This is a genomic window from Chitinophaga lutea (genome assembly GCF_003813775.1).
GTDB classification, from domain to species: Bacteria; Bacteroidota; Bacteroidia; order Chitinophagales; family Chitinophagaceae; genus Chitinophaga; species Chitinophaga lutea.
In genome coordinates this window covers 2,045,213-2,067,878 of the sequence record NZ_RPDH01000001.1, presented here as the reverse complement: position 1 = coordinate 2,067,878, position 22,666 = coordinate 2,045,213, and the positions used below count along the sequence as shown (strand labels likewise).

At 54.4% G+C, this 22,666-nt stretch carries 19 protein-coding genes and 1 tRNA gene; 13 read left to right on the top strand and 7 right to left on the bottom strand.

Features of this window, described 5'->3' with window-relative positions; all coding sequences use genetic code 11:
- The first annotated feature begins 42 nt into the window (after positions 1-42).
- From EGT74_RS08265 to EGT74_RS08240, 6 genes are all read left to right on the top strand, one after another.
- Positions 43-627 carry an RNA polymerase sigma-70 factor gene (locus EGT74_RS08265; RefSeq protein WP_123846033.1) on the top strand — a complete coding sequence of 195 codons (585 nt, stop codon included), beginning with the start codon at positions 43-45 and terminating at the stop codon, positions 625-627.
- Positions 628-709: 82 nt separating this feature from the next.
- Positions 710-1,810, top strand: a complete 1,101-nt coding sequence (locus EGT74_RS08260) for a FecR family protein (protein WP_123846032.1) — start codon at positions 710-712, stop codon at positions 1,808-1,810.
- A gap of 299 nt (positions 1,811-2,109) precedes the next feature.
- Positions 2,110-5,526, top strand: coding sequence for a TonB-dependent receptor (locus tag EGT74_RS08255; protein ID WP_158618055.1), 3,417 nt, complete (start codon positions 2,110-2,112; stop codon positions 5,524-5,526).
- A 19-nt stretch (positions 5,527-5,545) separates the two neighbouring features.
- Positions 5,546-7,324: a RagB/SusD family nutrient uptake outer membrane protein gene (locus tag EGT74_RS08250; protein ID WP_123846030.1), complete on the top strand. Its 1,779-nt coding sequence runs from the start codon at positions 5,546-5,548 to the stop codon at positions 7,322-7,324.
- Positions 7,325-7,392: 68 nt separating this feature from the next.
- A complete protein-coding gene (locus tag EGT74_RS08245; RefSeq protein WP_123846029.1) occupies positions 7,393-9,018 on the top strand; it encodes a DUF4091 domain-containing protein in 1,626 nt (541 codons plus the stop codon).
- A 158-nt stretch (positions 9,019-9,176) separates the two neighbouring features.
- A complete protein-coding gene (locus tag EGT74_RS08240; protein WP_123846028.1) occupies positions 9,177-10,679 on the top strand; it encodes a sulfatase in 1,503 nt (500 codons plus the stop codon).
- 352 nt (positions 10,680-11,031) lie between these two features.
- On the opposite strand, the gene EGT74_RS08235 is transcribed toward EGT74_RS08240, so the two are convergent.
- The 3 genes from EGT74_RS08235 to EGT74_RS08225 all read right to left on the bottom strand — a co-directional run bounded on the left by EGT74_RS08235 (position 11,032) and on the right by EGT74_RS08225 (position 12,797).
- Positions 11,032-11,427: a PH domain-containing protein gene (locus EGT74_RS08235; protein ID WP_123846027.1), complete on the bottom strand. Its 396-nt coding sequence runs from the start codon at positions 11,425-11,427 to the stop codon at positions 11,032-11,034.
- Positions 11,428-11,526: 99 nt separating this feature from the next.
- Positions 11,527-11,904 (bottom strand): hypothetical protein, encoded by a 378-nt coding sequence (locus EGT74_RS08230; RefSeq protein WP_123846026.1) that lies wholly within the window; start codon positions 11,902-11,904, stop codon positions 11,527-11,529.
- 44 nt (positions 11,905-11,948) lie between these two features.
- Positions 11,949-12,797: a hypothetical protein gene (locus tag EGT74_RS08225; RefSeq protein WP_123846025.1), complete on the bottom strand. Its 849-nt coding sequence runs from the start codon at positions 12,795-12,797 to the stop codon at positions 11,949-11,951.
- A 428-nt stretch (positions 12,798-13,225) separates the two neighbouring features.
- On the opposite strand from EGT74_RS08225, the gene EGT74_RS08220 reads away from it, so the two are divergent.
- From EGT74_RS08220 to EGT74_RS08210, 3 genes are all read left to right on the top strand, one after another.
- Positions 13,226-13,969, top strand: coding sequence for a hypothetical protein (locus EGT74_RS08220; RefSeq protein ID WP_123846024.1), 744 nt, complete (start codon positions 13,226-13,228; stop codon positions 13,967-13,969).
- A gap of 27 nt (positions 13,970-13,996) precedes the next feature.
- Positions 13,997-14,206 carry a hypothetical protein gene (locus EGT74_RS08215; RefSeq protein ID WP_123846023.1) on the top strand — a complete coding sequence of 70 codons (210 nt, stop codon included), beginning with the start codon at positions 13,997-13,999 and terminating at the stop codon, positions 14,204-14,206.
- Positions 14,207-14,769: 563 nt separating this feature from the next.
- Positions 14,770-15,237, top strand: a complete 468-nt coding sequence (locus tag EGT74_RS08210) for a macro domain-containing protein (RefSeq protein WP_123846022.1) — start codon at positions 14,770-14,772, stop codon at positions 15,235-15,237.
- 141 nt (positions 15,238-15,378) lie between these two features.
- On the opposite strand, the gene EGT74_RS08205 is transcribed toward EGT74_RS08210, so the two are convergent.
- Positions 15,379-15,452: transfer RNA gene (locus tag EGT74_RS08205), tRNA-Ile, on the bottom strand.
- Positions 15,453-15,565: 113 nt separating this feature from the next.
- On the opposite strand from EGT74_RS08205, the gene EGT74_RS08200 reads away from it, so the two are divergent.
- Positions 15,566-16,186 carry an HAD family hydrolase gene (locus tag EGT74_RS08200; RefSeq protein WP_123846021.1) on the top strand — a complete coding sequence of 207 codons (621 nt, stop codon included), beginning with the start codon at positions 15,566-15,568 and terminating at the stop codon, positions 16,184-16,186.
- Here the strand turns inward: EGT74_RS08200 and EGT74_RS08195 are convergent, their stop codons facing one another.
- The 3 genes from EGT74_RS08195 to EGT74_RS08185 form a co-directional block, all read right to left on the bottom strand.
- Positions 16,187-16,435: a DUF4834 family protein gene (locus tag EGT74_RS08195; protein WP_123846020.1), complete on the bottom strand. Its 249-nt coding sequence runs from the start codon at positions 16,433-16,435 to the stop codon at positions 16,187-16,189.
- Between the two features lie 144 nt (positions 16,436-16,579).
- Positions 16,580-16,933: a TM2 domain-containing protein gene (locus EGT74_RS08190; protein WP_123846019.1), complete on the bottom strand. Its 354-nt coding sequence runs from the start codon at positions 16,931-16,933 to the stop codon at positions 16,580-16,582.
- Positions 16,926-17,201, bottom strand: coding sequence for a DUF2752 domain-containing protein (locus EGT74_RS08185; protein WP_123846018.1), 276 nt, complete (start codon positions 17,199-17,201; stop codon positions 16,926-16,928). The genes EGT74_RS08190 and EGT74_RS08185 overlap by 8 nt, the downstream gene beginning before the upstream one ends.
- A 190-nt stretch (positions 17,202-17,391) precedes the next feature.
- Here EGT74_RS08185 and EGT74_RS08180 point away from each other — a divergent pair, with 190 nt between their 5' ends.
- The 3 genes from EGT74_RS08180 to infB all read left to right on the top strand — a co-directional run bounded on the left by EGT74_RS08180 (position 17,392) and on the right by infB (position 22,578).
- Positions 17,392-17,856 (top strand): ribosome maturation factor RimP, encoded by a 465-nt coding sequence (locus EGT74_RS08180; RefSeq protein WP_123846017.1) that lies wholly within the window; start codon positions 17,392-17,394, stop codon positions 17,854-17,856.
- Between the two features lie 16 nt (positions 17,857-17,872).
- Positions 17,873-19,120 carry a transcription termination factor NusA gene (gene nusA / locus EGT74_RS08175; RefSeq protein ID WP_123846016.1) on the top strand — a complete coding sequence of 416 codons (1,248 nt, stop codon included), beginning with the start codon at positions 17,873-17,875 and terminating at the stop codon, positions 19,118-19,120.
- 128 nt (positions 19,121-19,248) lie between these two features.
- The gene (gene infB, locus EGT74_RS08170; protein ID WP_123846015.1) at positions 19,249-22,578 is read left to right on the top strand and encodes a translation initiation factor IF-2; all 3,330 of its coding nucleotides are present in this window, start codon (positions 19,249-19,251) and stop codon (positions 22,576-22,578) included.
- Positions 22,579-22,666 lie beyond the last annotated feature (88 nt).

Sequence of the window (22,666 nt, the reverse complement as noted above, 5' to 3'; positions counted from 1 at the left end):
AACGCATTATTATTCTGAAAAACAGTGGCAGTGGAGGCAAACATGTTATGGAACGATCACGAGCAGGTGCTGTTGCAGCACGTTGCGGCAGGGGATGAGAGCGCCTTTACCGCACTGTACCACCGTTATGAAGCGCATATTCTCCAGGTCGCTTCATTGTACATCAAGGACCACGACGCTTCCCGCGAAATCGTACAGGAAGTATTCCGCAAACTTTGGGAAAACAGGGAAAAGCTGGCCGCCGTACGCGACGCCCGCAATTATCTTTTTATCATCGCCCGCAACTGTATCTTCAACCAGTTCAAAAAAGCCGCTTACGAACAGGCGGCGCAGAAAGATCTGCAATATGCCGCGGAAGCGGCCAACGATACCGACTACCGCGTGCGGAACCGGGAATGTGAGCGGATGCTCCATACCGCCGTTAACAGCCTTCCACCCCAACGGAAGAAGATTTACCAGCTGGCCCGCGAAAAGGGCATGAGCTACGAGGAAATCGCCCGGGAACTGAGCATTTCCCGCTTCACCGTGAAAAACCATATGGTGCAGGCCCTGCAATCCATCCGGTTGTACCTGCTCCAGCATTTACATACCACCGTAGCGCTGGTTTGCCTGCTGGCCGGGCTCTGAAAAAATATTTTCCCGCGCACTAGTCCTCCCCCATTTGTCAAATGTCTTTATCACCGGTAGCACAAATTGTCAATCAACCGACATGACTGAACAGGAGTTTTTACAATTACTTTCCCGGTTTAAGCAAAACCGTCTTTCCAGGAGCGAAGCAACGAAGTTTACCGAGGCGGTTACGTCGGGCCGGTTTGACGAGCTGGTGCAGGACGATGTGCTGCAATCAATGCAAAAACCTGCCCGGCAGCAAAGCGGGTTGCTCCGTGTACTGGGTTCCGCGCGGTACAGGGCGGCGGCCGCTGCCATCCTCATCGGCGGTCTTTCATCATTGTTTGTTTTCAGGGCTGCCCGGAATGGCGGCGACAAAGAAAATGCGCCGGCTGCTACCGCTGCTATCCAGCCCGGGGGTCAGAAGGCCCTGCTCACGCTGGCCGACGGTTCCGTAGTGGAGCTCGACAGTACCGGGGCCATGACCATCCCCGGCCAGGGCAATGCCAATGTGCAGGCCGCAGGCGGGCAGCTCACGTATAATGATGCCGGCAGCGAAAGCAATGCGCCGATCTTCAACACCCTGCGCACGCCGCGCGGCGGCCAGTTCAAGATCGTTCTGGCAGATGGCACCAAGGTATGGATGAATGCCGGTTCGGCCTTAACCTACCCTACTGCGTTCAGCAGCACGGAGCGCCTGGTGGAACTGAGCGGCGAGGCCTATTTTGAAGTGGAAAAAGATGCCGCCAAACCTTTCCGCGTGAAGGTAAAGGAGATGACGGTGGACGTGCTGGGCACTGATTTTAACATCATGGCCTACGAAGAAGAAGCGGCGGTGAACACCACCCTGGTGGACGGTGCGGTAAAAGTCAGCGGCAACGGCGTGTCTGAATTGCTGAAGCCCGGCCAGCAGGCTTCCCTCTCCCGAAGCGGCGGCCTGACCGTGAAAGAAGCCGACGTGGAGGAGGCAGTAGCCTGGAAAAACGGGCTGTTCATTTTCCAGGATGCGGACCTGCAGACCGTTATGCGCCAGCTCGCCCGCTGGTACGATATCGAAATCGAGTACGAAGGCCGCCCGGCAGACATGAAACTTAACGGGGCGGTTTTCAGGAATTATAGTTTATCACAGGTATTGACCGTGTTAAAAGCAACCGGGCTACAGTTTAAAATGGAGGCGAATAAACTGATCATCATCTCTTAACAGGAACAAAATTAGACAGTGAGTGAACAATCCGCTGCGGCACCGATGGCCGCGGACTGGCGGGCTATTTCCTAAACAAAAAACAAATCCTTATGGTAACGTAACTGTAAACAGGATGCCGGAAAATAAAAACCGGAGGTGCTGGTAACACCGCCGGCTGTAGTTGCCTGGGTATCCCCTAACTAGTCATTGCTGCGATTAATTAAACAACACCCAAACATTGCAAAACTATGCATTTGAAATTTAATGGAAGTACTCCGTTAAGACCGGGGTATGTAACAGCCAAAATCTGGACGGTTATGAAAATGACCTCTTTATTGTTATTGATCGGTTTTTTACATGTCAGCGGTAAAGCTTTGCCGCAAACCATCACCCTTTCCATGAAACAGGCACCTGTCAAAAAGGTGTTCAAAGAGATCCGGAAACAGAGCGGGCATCTGTTCCTGTACGACGAAAAACTGATCAGCCCTTTAAAGAACGTTGACGTTCAGCTCAACAGCGTACCGCTGAAGCAGGCGCTGGAACAGGTGCTGAAAGGCAGCGGCCTCGAATTCGAGATCGTTGAAAAGAACATCGTGCTTCGCCGGGAGCCGCTGGCGTTGCCGCGTTTCTTCGCGGTGGATACGACCATCGTACCGGAAGTGAGCGGCAAGGTGCTCGATGAAACCGGCGCCGCCCTGATCGGGGCCACCGTGCTGATTAAAGGAACCACCATCGGTGTGGCGGCCGATGTGAACGGGGCCTTCAAACTGAAGAATGTATCGAAAAACGCCGTGCTGATCGTGCGTTTCACCGGTTACACCACCCGTGAGATCAACCTGGATGGCCGCGCCAGCCTGCAGGTGTCTATGGTGATCGATAACAGCAAGCTGGATGAAGTAGTGGTAGTGGGATACGGTGCACAGAAAAAAGCCAACCTCACCGGGGCGGTAGACCAGGTGAGCGGCCAGGATATGGAAGACCGGCCCGTTACCCGCATTTCGCAGGCCCTGCAGGGCATGGTGGGGAACCTCAATATTACCACCACCAGCGCAGGCGGTGCGCCCAATGCCACACAGAACATCAACGTACGCGGCTACACCGGCCTTGGCACCGCAGGCGCCCCGCTCGTTGTGGTAGACGGAGTGCCCGGCGGCGATCTCAACGCCATCAACCCCAGCGACATCGAAAGCATTTCCATTATCAAAGACGCCGCTTCCGCCGCCATTTACGGCTCCAGCGCGCCTTACGGAGCATTGCTCATCACCACCAAACAGGGTAAGAAAGGCAAGGCCCCCAGTATTTCGTACAATAACAACCTGAGCTGGGCCACACCGATCAATATGCCCAAAATGCTGAACTCCCTCGAGTTCGCCGAATTCTATAACGAAGCGTTCGTCAATGCGGCCCGCGCCAAGGTATACGACGACGCCACCATTCAGCGTATCAAGGATTATCAGGCCGGCACCATGAAGGATGAGACCATAAAGAGCCCTACCGCCAATTCCTGGCAGTCATGGGGTGCGGGCAACGCCAATAACGACTGGTTCGATATTTATTTCAAAGACGTGGCATTCAGCCAGCAGCATAACGTGGGCGTTACAGGCGGCGGCAGCAACTCCACGTATTATATCGGCCTGGGGTACAACGACCGTCAGGGGATGTATAACTTCGGAGACGACAAGTATAAAAGGTTCAACGTGCGCGCCAACATGAGCAGCGACCTCACCAGCTGGATGACCATCAACCTCAGAAGTTCACTCACCCGCGAGGTCTTCAACTCGCCCAATACCTACGGCGGCCGCACCGGCGGTAACTACATGCACCAGATTGCACGTAAGTTTCCCACTGTGCCGCTTTTCAACCCGGACGGCCACTACTCCGAAACGAGCGATGTGCTGCTGCACGGCCTCGGCGGACGCCTCAACCGCGTGAAAGACGGTATTTTCCTCACCGGCGAATTCGTGTTCAAGCTGGCCAAAGGCTGGAACTTTACCACCAACTATACTTTTGACGGCTTCCGCCAGGGTGAGACCAACCACACCAAAACCGTGGTGCATTACCTGCCCGACGGCACCACCGCCAACATCAGCGGTACTTTCCCGAACGGTTTCTCCCGGTCAGACATCAACAGCGAGCACCATGTGATCAACGCGTTCACATCGTACGAAAATAAATTCGGCAACCACGAGTTCAAAGTGCTCGGCGGTTACATCAAGGAACTGACTTCCTATACTTCGTTCAGCGCCAGCAACAGCCAGCTGTATTCAGACAACGTGCCCTCCCTGAGCCTTGCTTACGGCACCAGCCCCGGCATTTCCGACTTTATCAGGAAACTGGCGGTGGAAGGTTTTTTCGGCAGGATCAACTACGCCTTTAAAGACAAATACCTGCTGGAGCTCAATGGCCGTTACGATGGTACTTCGCGCTTCCTGAAAGACGTGCGCTGGAAATTCTATCCCGGTGTGTCTGCCGGTTGGAACCTGCATCGCGAGGAATTCTGGCAGCCTATCGCCAAAGTGGTGACCTCCTTCAAGGTAAGAGGTTCGTATGGTGCGCTGGGCGACCAGTCGTTCATCGACCCGGATGCTTCCAACCCTAATTATTATCCTTTTTATCCCAGCCTCGGCACTACCCGTCCGACCAGCACCAACTGGCTCTTTGGCGGCGCGCAGCAGGCCATGGTGACGATGCCCGGTCTCGTGAACAACGACCTGACCTGGGTAACCACCAGCACCCTCAACCTCGGAGCCGACGCATCGTTTTTCAACAACCGCCTTACCGCTTCGTTCGATTGGTATGTGCGTAAAGCAAACAACTTCGCCGGTCCTTCGCAGGTGCTGCCAACAGTACTGGGTACAGGTGTGCCCACCGCCAACAACGCCGATATCGAAACGCGCGGTCTTGAACTGATGCTGAACTGGGCAGACCGTGTGGGTAACGTGAACTACCGCGTACGCGGTGTATTGAGCGACTACCGTGGGAAGATCCTGAAATATCCCAACCCCACCGGGCTGAATACCACCTGGTATACCGGCCAGGGCATGGGCGACATCTGGGGATATACGACCGTGGGGTATTTCACCGCCAACGATGAGGAACCGAAAGGGCCCCGCCAGACGAAGATATCATCCTCCAACTGGACCGCGGGAGACATCAAATACGCAGACCTTGACGGGAACAATATCATCGACTGGGGGAACAACACCCTGGCCAACCCCGGTGACCGCCGTGTGATCGGCAACAGCACACCCCGCTACTCGTACAGCTTTATCGGCGAGGCGAACTGGAAAGGGTTTGATTTTTATGTGTTCCTGCAGGGCGTTGCCAAACGCGAAGCGTGGGTAGGCTCCAACTACTTCTGGGGCGTGATCGGCGACGAATGGCAGAGCTCTCCTTTCACCGTGCACCGCGACCGTTGGTCTCCCACCAATCCGAACGGCTATTTCCCGAAATTCTATATGAGCGGCGAAAACGGCAAGAATACGCAGGTACAGACGAAGTACCTACAGAATGCGGCATACATGCGCATCAAGAACGTGCAGGTGGGTTATACCCTGCCTTCATCGCTCATCAGCCGCATCAAGGCACAGAAAGTACGCATGTACGTGAGCCTCGAGAACCTGGCCACTTTCACCAGGCTCGTGAAAACGATGGACCCGGAATTGTCTATCGGCGACGCCAAGATCTATCCGCTGCAGCGTACTTATTCCCTTGGCCTGAATGTTACTTTTTAACGCACGAAAAATGTAGACTATGCAACTGAAAAAAATATTCGGGGTGTTGACCGTTGCGCTGGCTGCGCTTACAACCTCCTGTACCAAAGACTTTCTGGAACGGGTGCCCGAAACCAGTATCAGCGAAGCGGAGTTCTGGAAGAGCACCAACGACATGAAGCTGTACGTCAATAACTTCTATAATAACACCACGCTGCTGCCCCACTATGGCCTCGGCGCGTTTGGCACCATCGGCATTTACGGGCTCGATGCGGACCAGGGCAGCGACAATATGATCAACATGGGCGTGAACGGCATGCTGAATGGAGAGCGTACCGTACCGGCCACCAGCGGCGATTGGAGCTGGGGCATCATCCGTAACGCCAACTATTTCCTCGCCAATTACGGCAAGGTGCAGGACAGCTGGGACAATGTGAAACCTTATGTGGGTGAAGCCCTGTTCTTCCGCGCCATGATGTATTCCATGCTGATGAAAAACTTCGGGGCGGTGCCCTGGATCAATCAGCCGCTTTCGCTGACAGATACCACCATTCTGTTCGGGCCGCGCCTGGCCCGCAATGTGATCGCCGATTCTATCCTGAATGATCTGGACAAGGCGATCGAATACCTGCCCACCAAAGCTTCCGCGCAGGCTTCCCGCATCAATAAGGAAGTGGCGCTGGCATTCCAGTCGAGGATAGCGCTTTATGAAGGCACGTGGGAAAAGTATCATGCCGGCACCCCCTTCGGCGTAGCAGGCTCAGATGGCAGCAAGTACCTGCAGAAAGCGGCCGCCGCCGCCCAAACCCTGATCAGCAGCGGTGTTTTCTCGCTGGATAATGTGGGTGTGCAGAACGGGTACTGGCGCCTGTTTAACCAGGCTGATCATTCAGGCAGCAAGGAAGTGATGCTCTGGCGTAAGTTCGATGTGGCATTGGGCCTTCATCATAACTGGCACCGTTATACCAATAGCGGCGCTGGTCGCGGCCTCACCAAAGCGCTGGTGGACGCATACCTCTGCACGGACGGTAACCCGATTTCCGTAAGCCCGCTGTACCGCGGCGACGATTCGATTATCAGGGTAGTGGCCAACCGCGACCCGCGCCTGTCGCAAACCATGTATGTGCCCGACGGACAGCATGTCGTTACCAACAACCAGCCCCAGGGCGCGGCAGACCGCCTCTTCACCATCCCGTCGTTCGACCAGGCCAATGAAGGGAAACCGGCCACCGGCTACCAGGTGTATAAAGGGCACACACCGGATTATTTCCAGCAGTACGCCGCCAGTGTAGGCATTACCGCCGTGATTTATTTCCGCTATGCGGAAGTGCTGCTGAACTATGCCGAAGCCAAAGCGGAGCTGGGCACCATTACCCAGGGCGACCTGGATATGACGGTAAACAAACTGCGCGCCCGCGTAGGCATGCCGAACCTGGTGATGGCCGGTATCGTCGCCGATCCGAAATGGGACTTCCCCGCGCTTAGCCCCATCATCAACGAGGTACGCCGCGAAAGAAGGGTGGAACTGGCCGCCGAAGGTTTCCGCAGGGATGATATTTTCCGCTGGGCCGCCGCGGACGAACTGATCGTGGGCAAGAAGCCGCTGGGCGCCAAAAAAGCGCAGTGGACCACGCTGGTGGCTGCCAATCTGTTGAACTCCTACCCGGTAGACGCCCAGGGCTACATCGAGCTGTTCAAAAACATCGCCACGATGGCAGCCGGCTACAAGTTCCGCACAGACCGGGATTACCTCATGCCGTTGCCCACCAATGAATTGACACTAAATCCGAAGCTGGGGCCGCAAAACCCCGGCTGGTAAAACCCGCCATATAGCAGCTGTGTTCCTTCGGGGGCGCAGCTGCTTTTTTTGGAACGAAACGGAGATCTATGAAACCAATAAAAATGCTGCTGCTGGCCGCCTGCTTTTTTCACCCGGCGCTCGCCCAGCAGAAACTTTTCCTGGCAGACCCGCTGGAGCCGCTTTACCCGGATTCGAACGCAGTCGCCGGCTACTCCGCAGAATATACCCTCGATTTCCCGACAGGCGCTGCGGCAGACGTACACCTGCTGCTGGAAGCCTCGCAGGGAAGCACATTCCGGGTGCAGGCCTCCATGAATGGAAAGATGTTGCCGCAATCGTGCTGGAGCCTGCTCACCGATGTGCCGGTGGAGCAGAATACCGGGCTGGACAGCCGGACGGAACAATACAAAGGCCGCCCCAATCCCTTCGTGATTCGTCGCGCCCCTTTCCGCATCTACGAGGTGATCAGCCCGCTGTCTTCGCCTGTTGTGCAGGCCGCCGCGCCCTATACGGCGTTACGCCTCAGCATACCGCCCGCTTTTTTCAGGAAACCGGGAACATACAATATCCAGGTAACGGCAGGCCATCTGAAAGGGGCATTCACGGCCCGCATACATCCGGCCAGGTTACCCGCGCTGAAAGACAGCCGGTTTTTCTACACCAACTGGTTCAGCCTGCCCCGCATGGAGCAATGGCACCACGTAGAACGCTGGAGCAGCGAGTGGTTCGCGATGCTGGATAAATATGCCGCCGCCATGGCCGCCGGTCGGCAGAATTGTATCCTCGTTCCCGCCGAACTGATTTACCTGAAAAATGGGAAAATCACGCTGGAAGAAGATAAAATGCTGCGTTTCATCAACGTGTTCCGGCGGTATGGCTTTCAGTATTTTGAATCGCCGCATCTCATGTACCGGGGTGAAAAAGACGACTGGGGCAATCCCGAATTACAGGTGCAGCTGACGCAGCGCGGTTACAACACCGCTGCCGCCAAACGCGACATCGATACCATCATGACGCTGGTAGCCAGGTTCACCCGCGCCAACGGCCTCACCCACAGCTGGCTGCAGCATATTTCGGATGAGCCTACCCGCACGCAGGCGCAAAGCTACAGCGACGTGGTGAAGCAGGTAAAAGCCATTTATCCCGAAGTGCGCATCATGGAAGCTACCAACGACCGCGACGGTCTGATCGGCGCAGTGGATATCTGGTGCCCGCTCATCAACGACTTCCAGGAAAACGAAAGTTTTTTCCGCGCACGCGAAAAGGCCGGCGAAAAGGTGCTGGTATACACCTGCCTCATCCCCGGCGGTAACTGGCTGAACCGCCTGCTCGACCAGGAGAAGCTGCGCCAGGTGTACTTCGGCTGGGGCGCCGTGCGGTACGGCACCTTCGGTTACCTGCACTGGGGACTGAACCAGTACAACGCCGATCCCTTTCAAAACAGCGTGATCCATCACCCCGCTCCCGGCGCAGGCGCCAACAACTTTCTGCCGGCCGGCGACACGCATATTTTTTATCCCGGCAAGCACGGACCGCTTTCTTCCCTGCGCTTTGAGGCCCACCGCCTCGGCATAGAAGATTACGAGCTGCTCGCGCGCCTGGAGCAGCGGGACGCGCTGGTGGCCAAGGTATTCAGAAGCTACACCGATTATGATAAGAACGTAAAGGCTTACAGGGCCGCGCGCGCCGCCCTGCTGCAAGCCAGCCGTTAGATGCATTCTTTTACCTGTTGCGGCTATGCCCTACCTGAACCGGGGCGCCACGCAGGGTTTACCGAAATGGCGCCGCATGGCGCCGTTTCTTTTTCCCGTTCGGCCCGGTAACAGGATTGTAAGCCGAACATCCTATTTTAGCAAAAGAATTTACCCGTATGAAAAAGCTGCTCTTATTGATACTGACAGGCATCGCCGTCACCGCGCAGGCCCAACAGAAACCGAACATCGTATTGTTCGTGGTGGACGACATGGGCTGGCAGGATTGTTCGCTGCCGTTCCATAAATCGCTTACAAAACAGAACCGCCAGTTCCGTACGCCCAACATGGAAAGGCTGGCGGCGAAGGGCATGAAGTTTACCAACGCATACGCGAACCAGAACTGCACGCCGTCGCGCGTGAGCCTGATGACGGGCATGAGCCCGCTGAACCACGGTGTTTCGTCCTGGACCTTCCACAAGGATAAAACCGCCGGCGAAGGCGGCGATCAAAACTTCGATTCCCCCGCCTGGAACATGAACGGCCTGAGCGCTTCGCCCGGCATTCCCAATACGGTATATGCGTCGCCGTTACCGCAGCTGCTGCGGAAGCGGGGCTATAAAACCATTCATGCCGGTAAAGCCCACTTCGGCGCATTCGGTACGCCCGGCGAAGACCCGCTCACACTGGGCTTCGATGTGAACATCGGCGGCGGCGGAGCAGGGCAGCCCGGTTCCTACCTCGGCCTTAAAAACTTCGGCAACAACAAAGCGCATTCAAATCCGCGTGCCGTGCCCGGCCTGGAGCAGTATTGGGGGAAAGATATTTTCGTGACCGAAGCCATCACGCAGGAAGCGCTCAAACAACTCGACAGTACCGGCAACCGGCCGTTTTTCCTCCATATGGCGCAGTTCGCGGTACATACGCCGCTGGAGGCGGACAACCGCTTCGTGCAACGCTACTATGATGCCGGGCTGGACAGCACCGAAGCGAAATACGCCGCGCTGGTGGAAGGCATGGATAAGAGCCTTGGCGACATCATGGATTACCTCGAGCGTAAAAAGCTCGACAACAATACCCTCATCATTTTTGTGTCGGACAACGGCGGCCTCACCGACGTAGCCCGCGGCCAGCCCAGGAACCAGCACAACGCCCCCTTGCGCAGCGGTAAAACATCGGGTTACGAAGGCGGCCTGCGCGTGCCCATGATCGTATACTGGCCCGGCGTAACCAAACCCGCCACGGTATCCGGCGAGAACCTGATCATCGAAGACATCTTCACCACCGCGCTCACTGCGGCCGGCGGTAGCAGCAAGGGCCTCGTGCAAAAGGTAGACGGTATTTCCATCGCCCCGCTGCTCAAAGGCGGCAAACAATCGCCTGACCGCACATTCGCCTGGCACTTCCCCCACCAGCGCGCCGCAGGGTCGCCGGACGTGCAGCCCTTCAGCGCCATCCGCAAAGGTCCGTGGAAACTCATCTACCTGCATAAATCACAGGCGTTCGAGCTGTACAATACCGACCGGGATATTTCAGAAGTCCACAACCTCGCCGCCGCCGAGCCCGCGCGGGTAAAGGCGATGGCCGCAGAGCTGGGGAAATTGCTGAAGGCCGGCAAATCCAATATGCTGGTAGACAAACAGCGCGGAAAGAGCATTCCTTATCCGGACGAAGTGTTGTAAGTGTAAATATTGTTGCCTGTGATGGCTCCGGAAAGAGGCACTGAAGGTTGATTGATGTGGATGTTTTACTTGCCGTCAGGGATTCGGCCGGATGTGCGTTTGGATGGAAGTATGTTGTCGATTGTTGAGGAGGATGGGTTTGGAAGGATGCTTTTAGCTTTGGATGGCATTACCCGCATGTGCATTTTAAATGTTGACGGGAGGGCTCAGCCGGTTGTGGCAGATGGCAAAATGTTGGATGAATGATTTAGTTGCCAACGGAAGGGATTCACCACATTCGCGCTTTAAATATTGATGAAATGGTTTGGCCGACTGGGGATTACCGACGGATGGAGTTACCTGCATGTTCGTCTTAAATATTGATGGAAGGGTTCAGCCGTTTGATCTCCAGCAGAAAATCTTCCTGGTCCTCCGGTGAGATCATCACCTGCTGCCGGTCGAAAAATATCAGGAGTTTATCTATCGACAGTGCAGGGGAGGCCAGTGCGCTTTTGGTGCGCATGATTTTGCGGACGGTATGCAGCGGGATGGTTTTTTTATACAGCCAGCCGCAGGTGATCTGCAAAGTACCTGCGGACAGCACGTAATAGGTATTGAGATACAGCTGTCCGATGAAAATGAGCACCAGCAAAACGATGAGTGCCGCCGGCCAGGCTTTCATGAGCACTAAAAGGACCGTCAACACCGTCAGGAAAGGGAGGAGCAGGAAGGTAAGCCATTTGTCTACTTTGGAACGGTAGGTTTTCATGGTAATGCGATTTGTCCTGGTAGGGATAAGCCAAATATAACGATAAAGGGCCTCAATAGCAATCGCTGTCGAGGCCCTGTTGCTTTTATATAGCCGCTGCTATTTTACCGCGTTATATTTGGTATAACACCCTTCGATGCACATCGGCTCGATGGGCGTAAGCATCAGTGTGGTACCGGTGATGGTGAACTGCAAAGTGACCGAGGTGGCGCCCGGCCCTGTCAGTTTTATCCGGTTGCCGTCGGCGGAATATTGTGTGTATTTGCTGTCGGCGCTATTGGTATAAGTACCGTCTTTTTTAAACTCGACGATCACCGGTTTGGCGGGGTCTGCCGCGTGTTCCTGGATGGGCCCGCCGATGGAATAGGCGTTGATTGACAACTGCCATTTTCCGAGCAGGGGTTCGTTGATGTGCGCTTTGTTTTTGCTGCACGAGAGCAGCAGGGTGAATATAGTTATGTAAAGCATGTGTTTCATAAGTCCCGGAGTTTGATTGTAAAACGGGCCCGGGGCGGGGAATGTTACAATCCCGCCGCCGACACCTTTTCGTTCAGCCGTTTCATGTCGGATTCGAGGACTTTGTTCTTTTTTTCCATTTCAATGAGGTGCAGCGTAAGCTCCTCAATTTTTTGCAGCAGTTTTTTATTCATCTCCCCTACATCCAATCCTTCCTTTTCCACTTTTTCGGCCGGCGGCATATCCGGCAGGTGGCCATTACGCTGGATGAATGATTCGATTTCAGCTAATGCCGGCAACCTGTAGCCCGGCTTGAATACATAATCCGGCCAGTTATTTAAAGTGACGGTCATTTTACGGGCGCGGATAGTGCCATTCACAGCCAGTTTTTCCGTAGGGTTGTCGGTACCGATGCCCACGTTGCCGTTCGGCATTATTTTCATGTCGATGCCGTTGACGTCGCCGCCGAGCAGCAGTCCTTCCGCGGTTTGCCCGAACACCTGTGCGTTGCCGGCACGGGTGTAGCCGATGCAATATGCCTCGCCACCGCTAGCGCCGGTTACGCCGAGTTTGAAGGTGCCGGTAACATCCAGCTGGGCGGCGGGGTACATTGTACCGATGCCCACGTTGCCGGATTCCCTGATCACCATGCGGTACGCCGCTGCGGCCTCGGTATTTTCAGCGGATGTGCTGAAGAAATACAGCCCATAAGGTTCGCTGGCGCCGATCCCGAATTGATGTCCACCGCCGCTTAGCTGGATGGCCTGGCCGTTGCCAAGCCGCATGGCCTTATTCCAGTGATTACTCGTCCAGGTGGTGCTGCTGGTGATGGTGACAGGTCCGGTCAGTTGGGCTTTGAGGGTGAAGGTGGCGAGAAGGGATGCCAATGCGGTAAGAGAAATGTGTTTTTTCACGGGTTAAAGGGTTTTAGGGGCTGAAAATAGGGAATTCGGCGGAATGAATGCACTACAACCCTAATCCGTTGATAATCAATGGCAGGATGTCATCTGTTCCGGAGCCTCTCCGGGGATGCGCCGTAGATGAAGCATAGCCTCAGTATAGATGAAGCGTAGATACCCTGAGTTTTTCCCGGTTGCAGGGGTGGCCAAATCGGCCAAATCGGCCAAAATGACCAAAAACGGCCAGAACGGCCAGAACGGCCAAAATGATCATTTTTGGCCAAATCGGCCAAATCGGCCAAATCGGCCAAAATGACCAGACGTTATTTTCCGGCGATCTAGTTTCGTGTTATCGGTACCGGTTACACGGGATACTGGTAAGACGTCGCCATTATTCCGTGTATGAATTTTCATTATTTAATCACTTTTAAAATTTAAAAATTATGGCACGACAAATAGGGTTGATGCAGTTGGAAGGAACAATCGGAAACATGACCTTCTACAAAAGCAAAGATGGTTACTTTGCCAGGCAGAAAGCTGCATCCAAAACCAATAACAGCGACCGCACCCGGGAAAACATGAATGAGTTCGCCCGGGCTGTGAAGGCCGGTAAAATGATCCGTACGGCGTTTGCGACCATTATCAGGGACGTGAAGGATTCGTACATCACCCGCCGGCTCAACCAATCGTTAAACCAGGTCGTGAAAACAGACACTTTGAGCGCCCGCGGCATGCGTAATATCATCGAAGGCGATATTTCACTGCTCCAGGGCTTCGAGTTCAATTCCGACATGGCGCTTAGCTCCGCGTTGCTGGCTCCTTACACGACAGAGATCAACCGAACTACCGGCACATTAAAAGTGGGCATTGCACCATTTGTTCCGGCCAAGCTGATCTCCGCTCCGGAAGGCGCTACGCACTACAGGTTTACCATTGCCGGCGCGATGGTGAATTTTCTCAACGGCGATCAGGTAACGGCGATGAAAGCCTCTGACGTGTTGCCGCTTGCCAATCAGGAAGCAGCACCCCTGTCGCTCGAAGTACAGGTTCCCGCGGCCAGTACAGGCGCGCTGATGCTGGCGTTAGGCCTCAGCTTTTTCCAGGAAGTGAACGGGGTGCATTATCCCGTCGGAGAATTGCTGAACAACGCCCTTGCATTGGTAGCGGTTGCAGGCCCGGAGAAGTAAGATCAACTCATCTTTAAACGGATTTTTATGGGAATCAAAGACCGCATCTTGTCAAAGACGCCCCCATTCTTCCGTAAACTTCGCACCGTCGGGCTCTCGCTCATTGCCGTGGGAACTACCATGGCCGCATCGGTGGAATTGCTGCCCGTGGAACTTTCCCGGGTAGGCGGATACCTGATCGTAGCCGGTAGCGCGGCAGTAGCGGTTTGCCAGGTGGTGGTGAAGGATAAGAAATAGCGTTGGCGAACAATGCCCCGAAGGACGCTTCGGGGCATTGTTTATTGTTTTTTGTCGAAACCTTTGCTGAAGAACTCGTTTGGGGAGATGCCGGGAGGTGGAGGGTTTTGAGGAAGCTTTATTTCCCGTCTACCTTTTGTGATATAATTAAATCATACATTCGAGGACTTCTCTTTTAGATGCAGTATGTCTTAATTACTTCAATGCGTCATAAACCACACATTGCGACACAAAACGCTTCTTTACGACATAAATCAACTCTTTGGACATATAAATTGGAAATTCGCCTGAATTGGGGAAAACTGTTGATGAAAGTATAGGATGACTTCCACTTGCGCAAACTTGGCAGAAGACGGTATTCTTTGGAAGTGGAAGCATGGGATCTGGTGGGAGACTATGGGGGAGGGTAATTTTAAGGAGTGAAGAATTACCTGTCGCGGCAGGAGTCTGTTTATCTTCCCCGAGGCATCTATTTGTACCTCGAGCAAATTCAGCACCCCAATGAAATTTACCGAAGTATTTTAGTTTTCCGGAAGGGATAAAATTTCCACCTTTACAGAACTATGAGCATAACATATGTAAAAGGAGACGCCACGCGTCCGACAGGAACCGGCAACAAGATCATCGTTCACATCTGCAATGACATCGGCGGATGGGGGAAAGGTTTTGTGATGGCCATTTCGAAGCGCTGGCCGCAGCCGGAAGCCCAGTATCGTGCATGGTATAAAAGCGGGGAGAATTTTACCCTGGGTAAAGTGCAGTTTGTGCAGGTGGAGGCGGATACCTGGGTGGCCAATATGCTTGGTCAGCATAAGATCAATAAAGACGAACAAGGCAACCCGCCGATCAGGTACGATGCTGTACGTGAGGTGCTGATGTCAGTGAGTGCTTTCGCTATGGAAGCTCAGGCAAGTGTACATATGCCCCGGATTGGCTGCGGACTGGCGGGCGGAACCTGGGATATGATGGAGCCGGTTATTGTTGAAGAATTGGTGGAAAGGGGGGTGGAGGTGACGGTGTATGATTTTTGAAACACTTCTCCGCAGATCGTCCCGATTCTTGCATGAGTTAGGCAAGTAGCAGAAATCGATTTGTCGTTTGTGTGATCCTGATGAGTGAGGTGAGGCAAAATAAAAAAGAGGTAACTCAGGATGATTTACCTCTTTCTTCCGTGGTCCCACCTGGGCTTGAACCAGGGACCCTCTGATTATGAGTCAGATGCTCTAACCAACTGAGCTATAGGACCGGTCCTTGCGGACAAAAATATATAACAAACTTTTTGGGCCCCGTTTCTCAGGGGACGGCAAAAGTAAATATTTTTTCCACAAATTGCCAGTTTTTTTTCAATTTACGGCCACCATGCAAGGAATCAAAAACATCATTTTCGACCTCGGAGGAGTGCTCCTCAACATAGACTACCAGCTGACCAATAAAGCGTTTACGGACCTGGGGGTGCGGAATTTCACGGAGCTTTATTCGCAGTTCCATGCCAACACCCTGTTCGAGGATCTCGAAACCGGGAAGGTGAGCGAGGAAGATTTCATCGCGCAGCTCAAACCCCACATTCCCGGGCATGTCACCGGCGACCAGATCATCGCCGCGTGGAACGCCATGTTGCTCGATTACCCCGTAGCGAGGCTGCAGTTGCTGCAGCAGCTGCGGCAGCATTACAACCTGTATCTGCTCAGCAATACGAACGCTATCCACCTCAAAGAGGTCAACAACATACTCGGGCGCAGCCGCGGCATCCCGTCTCTAGCCGCGTTCTTCGACAAAAGTTATTATTCCCACCTCATCGGCTTGCGTAAACCGGAGAAGGAAGCGTACCAGCTGATCCTCGATGAAAATAACCTCCGTCCGGAGGAAACCCTCTTCATCGACGACACCCTGCCGAACGTGGAGGCCGCCAAAGCGCTGGGCATACAGACGATTCATCTGCAGCCGCCGCGGACCATTCTGGATGTGTTCAGGAAATCGTGATTATTTCACCTCTTCAAAGTCGATGTAATCGCCTTTGTCGCGCTGGCGCACGGGCTCAGCCTGGCGGGGAGGCGCCTGTGGCTGCTGCTGTTGTTGCTGTTGCTGGCGGATTTGTTCCTGCATATGCTGCTGCATATCACGCACCTGGCGGCGCACGTGTTTGGTGGACCTGTATACCGGAATGATAAAGTCAAATACCAGTTTGTACAGTATCCATCCTATGAAAATGTAGAATATTAACCTTAACATAATCGCACAAAGATAACGCTATCTCTATTTTCCGGGGCTATTTTAGGCTTTCTTTAACGAAGGGGCGGGCTAATGGCGGCAATGCTTTCGGGAAAGCATCAGCCTCGGTAGCTATGCAACGGCGAAGCGCCGGTATTTCGCCGGTCAGAACTTGCCGAGCATGGCGGCAATGTCCATCGACGCCTGTTTGTTATACTCCCAGGCCAGCTTGCGGTAATTGATCGCGTCGATCACGGTGCCCACGAGGCAGAGGCCGCCGGTGAAGAGGAACAGGATGCCCATCAGGATTTCGTCCATCAGGAAGCGGTGGATGCCGTTGACGCCTACAAAACCCAGCAGGCAGGTGATCAGGATGGTCTGCGGGTCTTTCCGCCGGTTCTGGTACAGCATCACGAAACGTTTCCGGGTTTCGGGATCGTATTTTTTGGTGAGCTCTTCCAGCCAGACCAGTTCTTCATGGTCCATTCCCGGCAACATGGCGAAATAAAAGTCATTCATATCTGAACTGAATTTTTGCGAGTTGAACGATTCGTGCGCACAAAATCACCAGGGTTGGCAGTCCTAACCAGTGATGGTGGAGGCTTTCGCGCAGTTCCCCGTGCAGCAGCAGGCTCACCGAGGTGCCCAGCCCGCAGCCAGGGCAGCCGCTGAAACCGGCCAGTTTGAACAGGCAGAAGCTGGGCAGGCCGGCATGCGGATCGATCGCCGCCAGGTACACCAGGCCCGCCACCCAGGCGGCCAGTTCCATATTTATCCTGGGAAACATGCTGCTCTAAGTTAAACTAATCTCCGCGCATTCCAGATTCATTATGAATAAAAATAATGTGACTTGGCGGGGGCTTCCGCGGTGTTATATTTAGAAGAAATAGTTTTTAAAATGAAAATAAATGCTAATTTTGTAGTGGAAAAATGATTCAAATGAAGGGGACGCGAGCTGTCCCCTTCTTCTTTTTGGTATGGCAAACGAACAAGTGATAGCAAGCATCCGGGATATGCTGGAAGCGCTCCTGGCAGACAAACCGGAGTATTTTTTGGTGGATATCAGGATTAAACCCACAAACAATGTGAAGGTCTTTGTGGATGCAGATAACGGGGCGTCGATCGACAAGCTGGTATCGCTGAACAGGCAATTATACCCGCAGCTGGAAGCCGCCGGGCTGTTCCCCGACAATGATTTCTCCCTGGAAGTTTCCTCTCCCGGACTGGATGAACCCTTGAAAACACCGCGGCAGTTTGTGAAAAACATCGGCCGCAAGGTAGAGGTGACCCGTCTCGACGGCACCGTCACCGAAGGCAAGCTGCTGAGCGCCACCGACACGGAGCTGCAGCTGGAGGAAACCATCGGCAAGAAAAAAGAAATAAAACTTACAAATATCAATTTATCCGAAATAAAGCACACCAAAGTGTGTATCGTGTTTTAAAAAACTATAACAGAACATGGCTAGTATTAACCTGATTGAGTCATTCACCGAGTTTAAGGAGGCGGAAAATATTGACCGTCCTACGTTGATGAAGGTGTTGGAAGATGTGTTCAAGACGCTGTTGCGTAAGAAATATGGCTCAGATGAGAACTTTGACGTGATTGTAAATACCGAGAAAGGTGACCTGGAAATCCTCCGCCGCCGTACCATCGTGGAAGATGGCACCGTGGAAGACGAGAACGCCCAGATCGCCTATTCCGAAGCTATACTGGTGGAACCCGATTACCAGGTAGGGGAAGACCTCTACGAAGAAGTGGAGATCATGGATTTCGGCCGCCGTGCCATCCTGGCAGCCAAACAGACCCTGACCGCCCGTATCGGCGACCTGAAAAAGAACATCCTGGTGAAAAAATATGGCGACCGTGTAGGCGAGATCGTAACCGGCGAAGTGTACCAGGTATGGAAAAAGGAAGTTTTATTATTGGATGATGAAGGGAATGAGTTAATATTGCCTAAATCCGAGCAGATTCCGACGGATTATTTCAAAAAAGGCGAAAACGTGAGGGCGGTAGTGAAGAAAGTGGAAATGAAGAACAACTCCCCGCTGATTATCCTTTCCAGAACGCATCCCTCCTTCCTGGCGAAACTCCTTGAAATTGAGGTGCCGGAAATCTTCGACGGGCTGATCGTCATCAAGAAGATCGTACGCGAGCCCGGCGAAAGGGCCAAAGTGGCCGTAGAGTCGTACGACGACCGGATAGACCCCGTAGGCGCCTGTGTGGGCATGAAAGGTTCCCGCATACACGGCATCGTTCGTGAGTTGCGCAACGAAAACATCGACATTATCAACTATACCGCCAACATCCAGCTGCTGATACAACGCGCGCTCACGCCCGCCCGCATCAGCCGTATGGACGTTGATAACGACAACAAATACGCCTCCGTTTACCTCAAACCGGACCAGGTATCACTGGCCATCGGTAAAAAAGGCGTGAACATAAAACTGGCCTGCGAACTGACCGGGTACGAAATTGACGTATTCCGCGACGAAGAGCAGGAACAAACCGAATTCGATATCGATCTGGAAGAATTTGCAGACGAAATCGAAGCGTGGGTGATCGACGAACTGAAACGTATCGGTTGCGACACCGCCCGCAGTGTGCTGGATCTGACCACAGAAGAGCTTGTACGCCGTTCAGACCTCGAAGAGGAGACCGTACAGGACGTGAGAAGGATCCTGCAGGAAGAATTTGAAAAAGAATAAAGCCGGCCGCTACACCTTCCCATGGGGTAGGCTTTTTTGATTGCAGAGATATTTGAGTTATTGTTAAAATGTTAAAAGAATTACTCCGCCGCTTGGTGGGGATTAAACGGGAAGGACGAGAATACGATATGCCTGAAGTAACAAACAACACACCGCGATTGCTGGCTGCGGCCAAGGAATTCAATATTGGAAAGGAAACGCTCATCGATTTCCTGTCCAATAAGGGCTTCGACATGGGTGAATTCGGTTCTCCTAACGCCCGTCTAACAGCCCAGATGTACAGTTCCTTGCAGCAGGAATTCCAACAGGATAAGGCCAACAAGAAGAAAAGTGACCAGATTGCCCTGCCCAAAGGAACGGTGTTAGACGCAGCTAAAAAGAAGGAGAAAGAAGAGGCAGAAGCGGCGGCAAAGAAGAAAGAGAAAGACGACGCTGATGCAGCTGCCGCCAAAAAGAAAGAGGAAGCCGCTCCCGCAAAACCCGAGCCGCAACCGGAACCGGAGGCCCCCAAGCCTGCGCCCCAGCCGGAAGTGAAAGCGGAAAAGCCGGAACCGAAACCCGAGCCTAAACCGGAACCAGCCCCGGCCCCCAAGCCGGAGCCTGTAGCGGAAGTAAAACCCGCGCCAGCACCGGAAGCGCCGAAAACGGAAACCCCGGCCGCCAAAGCGGAAGAAGTGGTGAAACCGGACGCTCCCCGCATCAATGGCCCCAAAATCATGGGCACCATCGACCTGGAAGCGCTCAACGCCGCCAACCGCAACAAAAAAGCAGCGCCTAAAAAAGAAGAGGAGAAACCGGAACCCGCTCCGGCTCCAACTCCCGCTGCCAGCGAACCCACGCCTGCACCCGTTGCTGAAAAAGCACCTGAAAAAGAAGAAAAAGCAGCCCCCGCTCCTGTTGCCAAAACAGAAGAAAAAGCTGCCGAGCCCGCTCCTCAGCCCGCCAGGGAAGTGAAAGCGCCCGCACAGGAAGAAAAGCCGGCCGCGAAGGTGGAAACACCCCGCCCCGCCCCAACCCCTGCTCCGGAGGCCAACGAAGCATCAGACGATTCAGGAGACGACAACAGCAACGCAGTGATCGAAAACATCCAGGCCACCAAGCTGACCGGCCCCAAAGTTATCGGCAAGATAGACCTGCCGGTTTCCCAGGACCGCCGCGACAACAAAGGGTTTAACAATAGCAAAGACGAAAAGCGCAAACGCAAGCGCATCGTAATAGAAAAGAAACCGGAGCCCATCAAACCGGGCGAGTTCGCCAAAGAAGGCGGACAAGGCGGCCCGGGCAACCGCACCCAGGGCCAGCACCCCGGCAACCGCGATAACCGCGGCCCCGGCGGCGGCAACCGTGGTCCCGGAGGCGGGCAACACCCCGGCGGTAACCGTGGCCCCGGCGGCGGACATCAGGGCGGCAACCGCGGCCCGGGTGGTCACCAGGGCAACCGCGGCCCCGGCGGCGCACCGGGAGGTGGCCCCAGCCGTCCGCATCAGCGCCGCGACCAGCGGCCGGGCCAGGGCGGGTACGGTCAGAACGCACCCCGCAAACCGGAGGATAAAGAAATCGATAAAAACGAGATCCAGAATAAGATCAAGGAAACCATGGCCAAACTGGGCGGTAACTCCCGCGGCGGCCGTAGTACCAAAGCCAGCCGCAGAAGGGATAAACGCCACGAAGCAGCTGAACGCGAAGCAGCACGCGAAGGTTCGGACAACAAGCTCCAGGTAACGGAATTCGTTTCCGTGAGCGAGCTGGCCAACCTGATGGACGTCAGCTTCGCGGAAGTGATCTCGAAATGTATGGGCCTCGGCATCATGGTGTCTATCAACCAGCGCCTCGATGCGGAAGTAATAGAACTGGTAGCCGGCGAATTCGGCTACGAAGTGGAATTCATCGGTATCGACGACGCTACGGAAGACGACGAGGAAGAAATCGTGGACGACCCGGCGGATCTGGTGCCCCGCGCACCCATCGTTACCATCATGGGCCACGTAGACCATGGTAAAACCTCCCTGCTCGACTATATCCGCAGCGCCAACGTGGTTGCGGGCGAAGCAGGCGGTATCACCCAGCACATCGGTGCCTACCAGGTAACCACCGCCAGCGGTAAAAAACTGACCTTCCTCGATACCCCCGGTCACGAAGCGTTTACCGCGATGCGTGCCCGTGGTGCCAAGGTGGCAGACATTGCCGTGATCGTGGTAGCTGCGGACGATGCCATCATGCCCCAGACGCGTGAGGCCATCTCCCACTCCCAGGCGGCAGGCCTTCCCATGGTGTTCGCCATCAACAAGATAGATAAAGACGGCGCCAACCCCGAGAAGATCAAGGAACAGCTGGCCGGCATGAACCTCCTGGTGGAAGACTGGGGCGGTAAATACCAGAGCCAGGAAATTTCCGCCAAAAGCGGCCTGAACATCGACGTATTACTTGAAAAAATACTGCTGGAAGCCGAACTGCTCGAGCTGAAAGCCAACCCGGACCGCGAAGCCACCGGCTCCGTGATCGAGGCTACCCTCGACAAGGGCCGCGGTTACGTGACCACCGTACTGGTACAGAACGGTACGCTCCAACAGGGCGACACCATCGTATCCGGCCAGCACTTCGGCAAGATCAAAGCCATGTTCAACGAACGCGGCCAGCGGGTGGAGAAGGCCGGTCCTTCCGCCCCCGTACAGCTGCTCGGCCTGAACGGCGCTCCGCAGGCGGGTGAGAAGTTCCGGATGTATGAAGATGAGTCCGAAGCGAAAGAAATCGCCAACCGCAGGGCACAGATCGTGCGCGAACAGGGTATCCGGACCAAAAAGCACATCACCCTCGACGAGATCGGCCGCCGTCTGGCACTGGGCAACTTCAAACAGCTCAACCTGATCATCAAGGGCGACGTGGACGGTTCTGTGGAAGCGCTGAGCGACTCCCTGCAGAAACTTTCTACCGAAGAGATCGTGGTGAGCGTGGTGCTGAAAGGCGTAGGTCAGATCACCGAATCGGACGTATTGCTGGCAACCGCCTCCGACGCACTCGTGATCGGCTTCCAGGTACGCCCGTCCATGAACGCGGCACGCCTGGCAGAGAAAGAGAACATCGAGATTCGTACCTACTCCATCATCTACGACGCCATCGACGAACTGAAAAGCGCCATGGAAGGGATGCTGGAACCGAAAATCGAGAAGAAAGTGGTGTGCAACGTGGAAATCCGCGAAACCTACAAGTTCGACAAAGCCACAGTGGCCGGTTGTTACGTGCTCGACGGGAAACTTACCCGGAACACACGCATCAATCTCGTACGCGATGGCATCGTAGTACACACCGGCGAACTGCAGTCGCTCAAACGTTATAAAGATGACGTGAAAGAGGTCGTATCCGGCATGGAATGCGGTCTGAGCATCAAAAACTACAGCGACCTGAAAGTCGGCGATATCGTGGAAGGCTTCGAGGAAGTGGAAGTAAAAAGAACACTCTAAAATCCTGAAGGGCAGCCCGGAACCCTTGCCAACCAAGGTCCCGGGCCCGCCCGATATCCGAAATTTTTGTTAAATAGATTAGCCGACT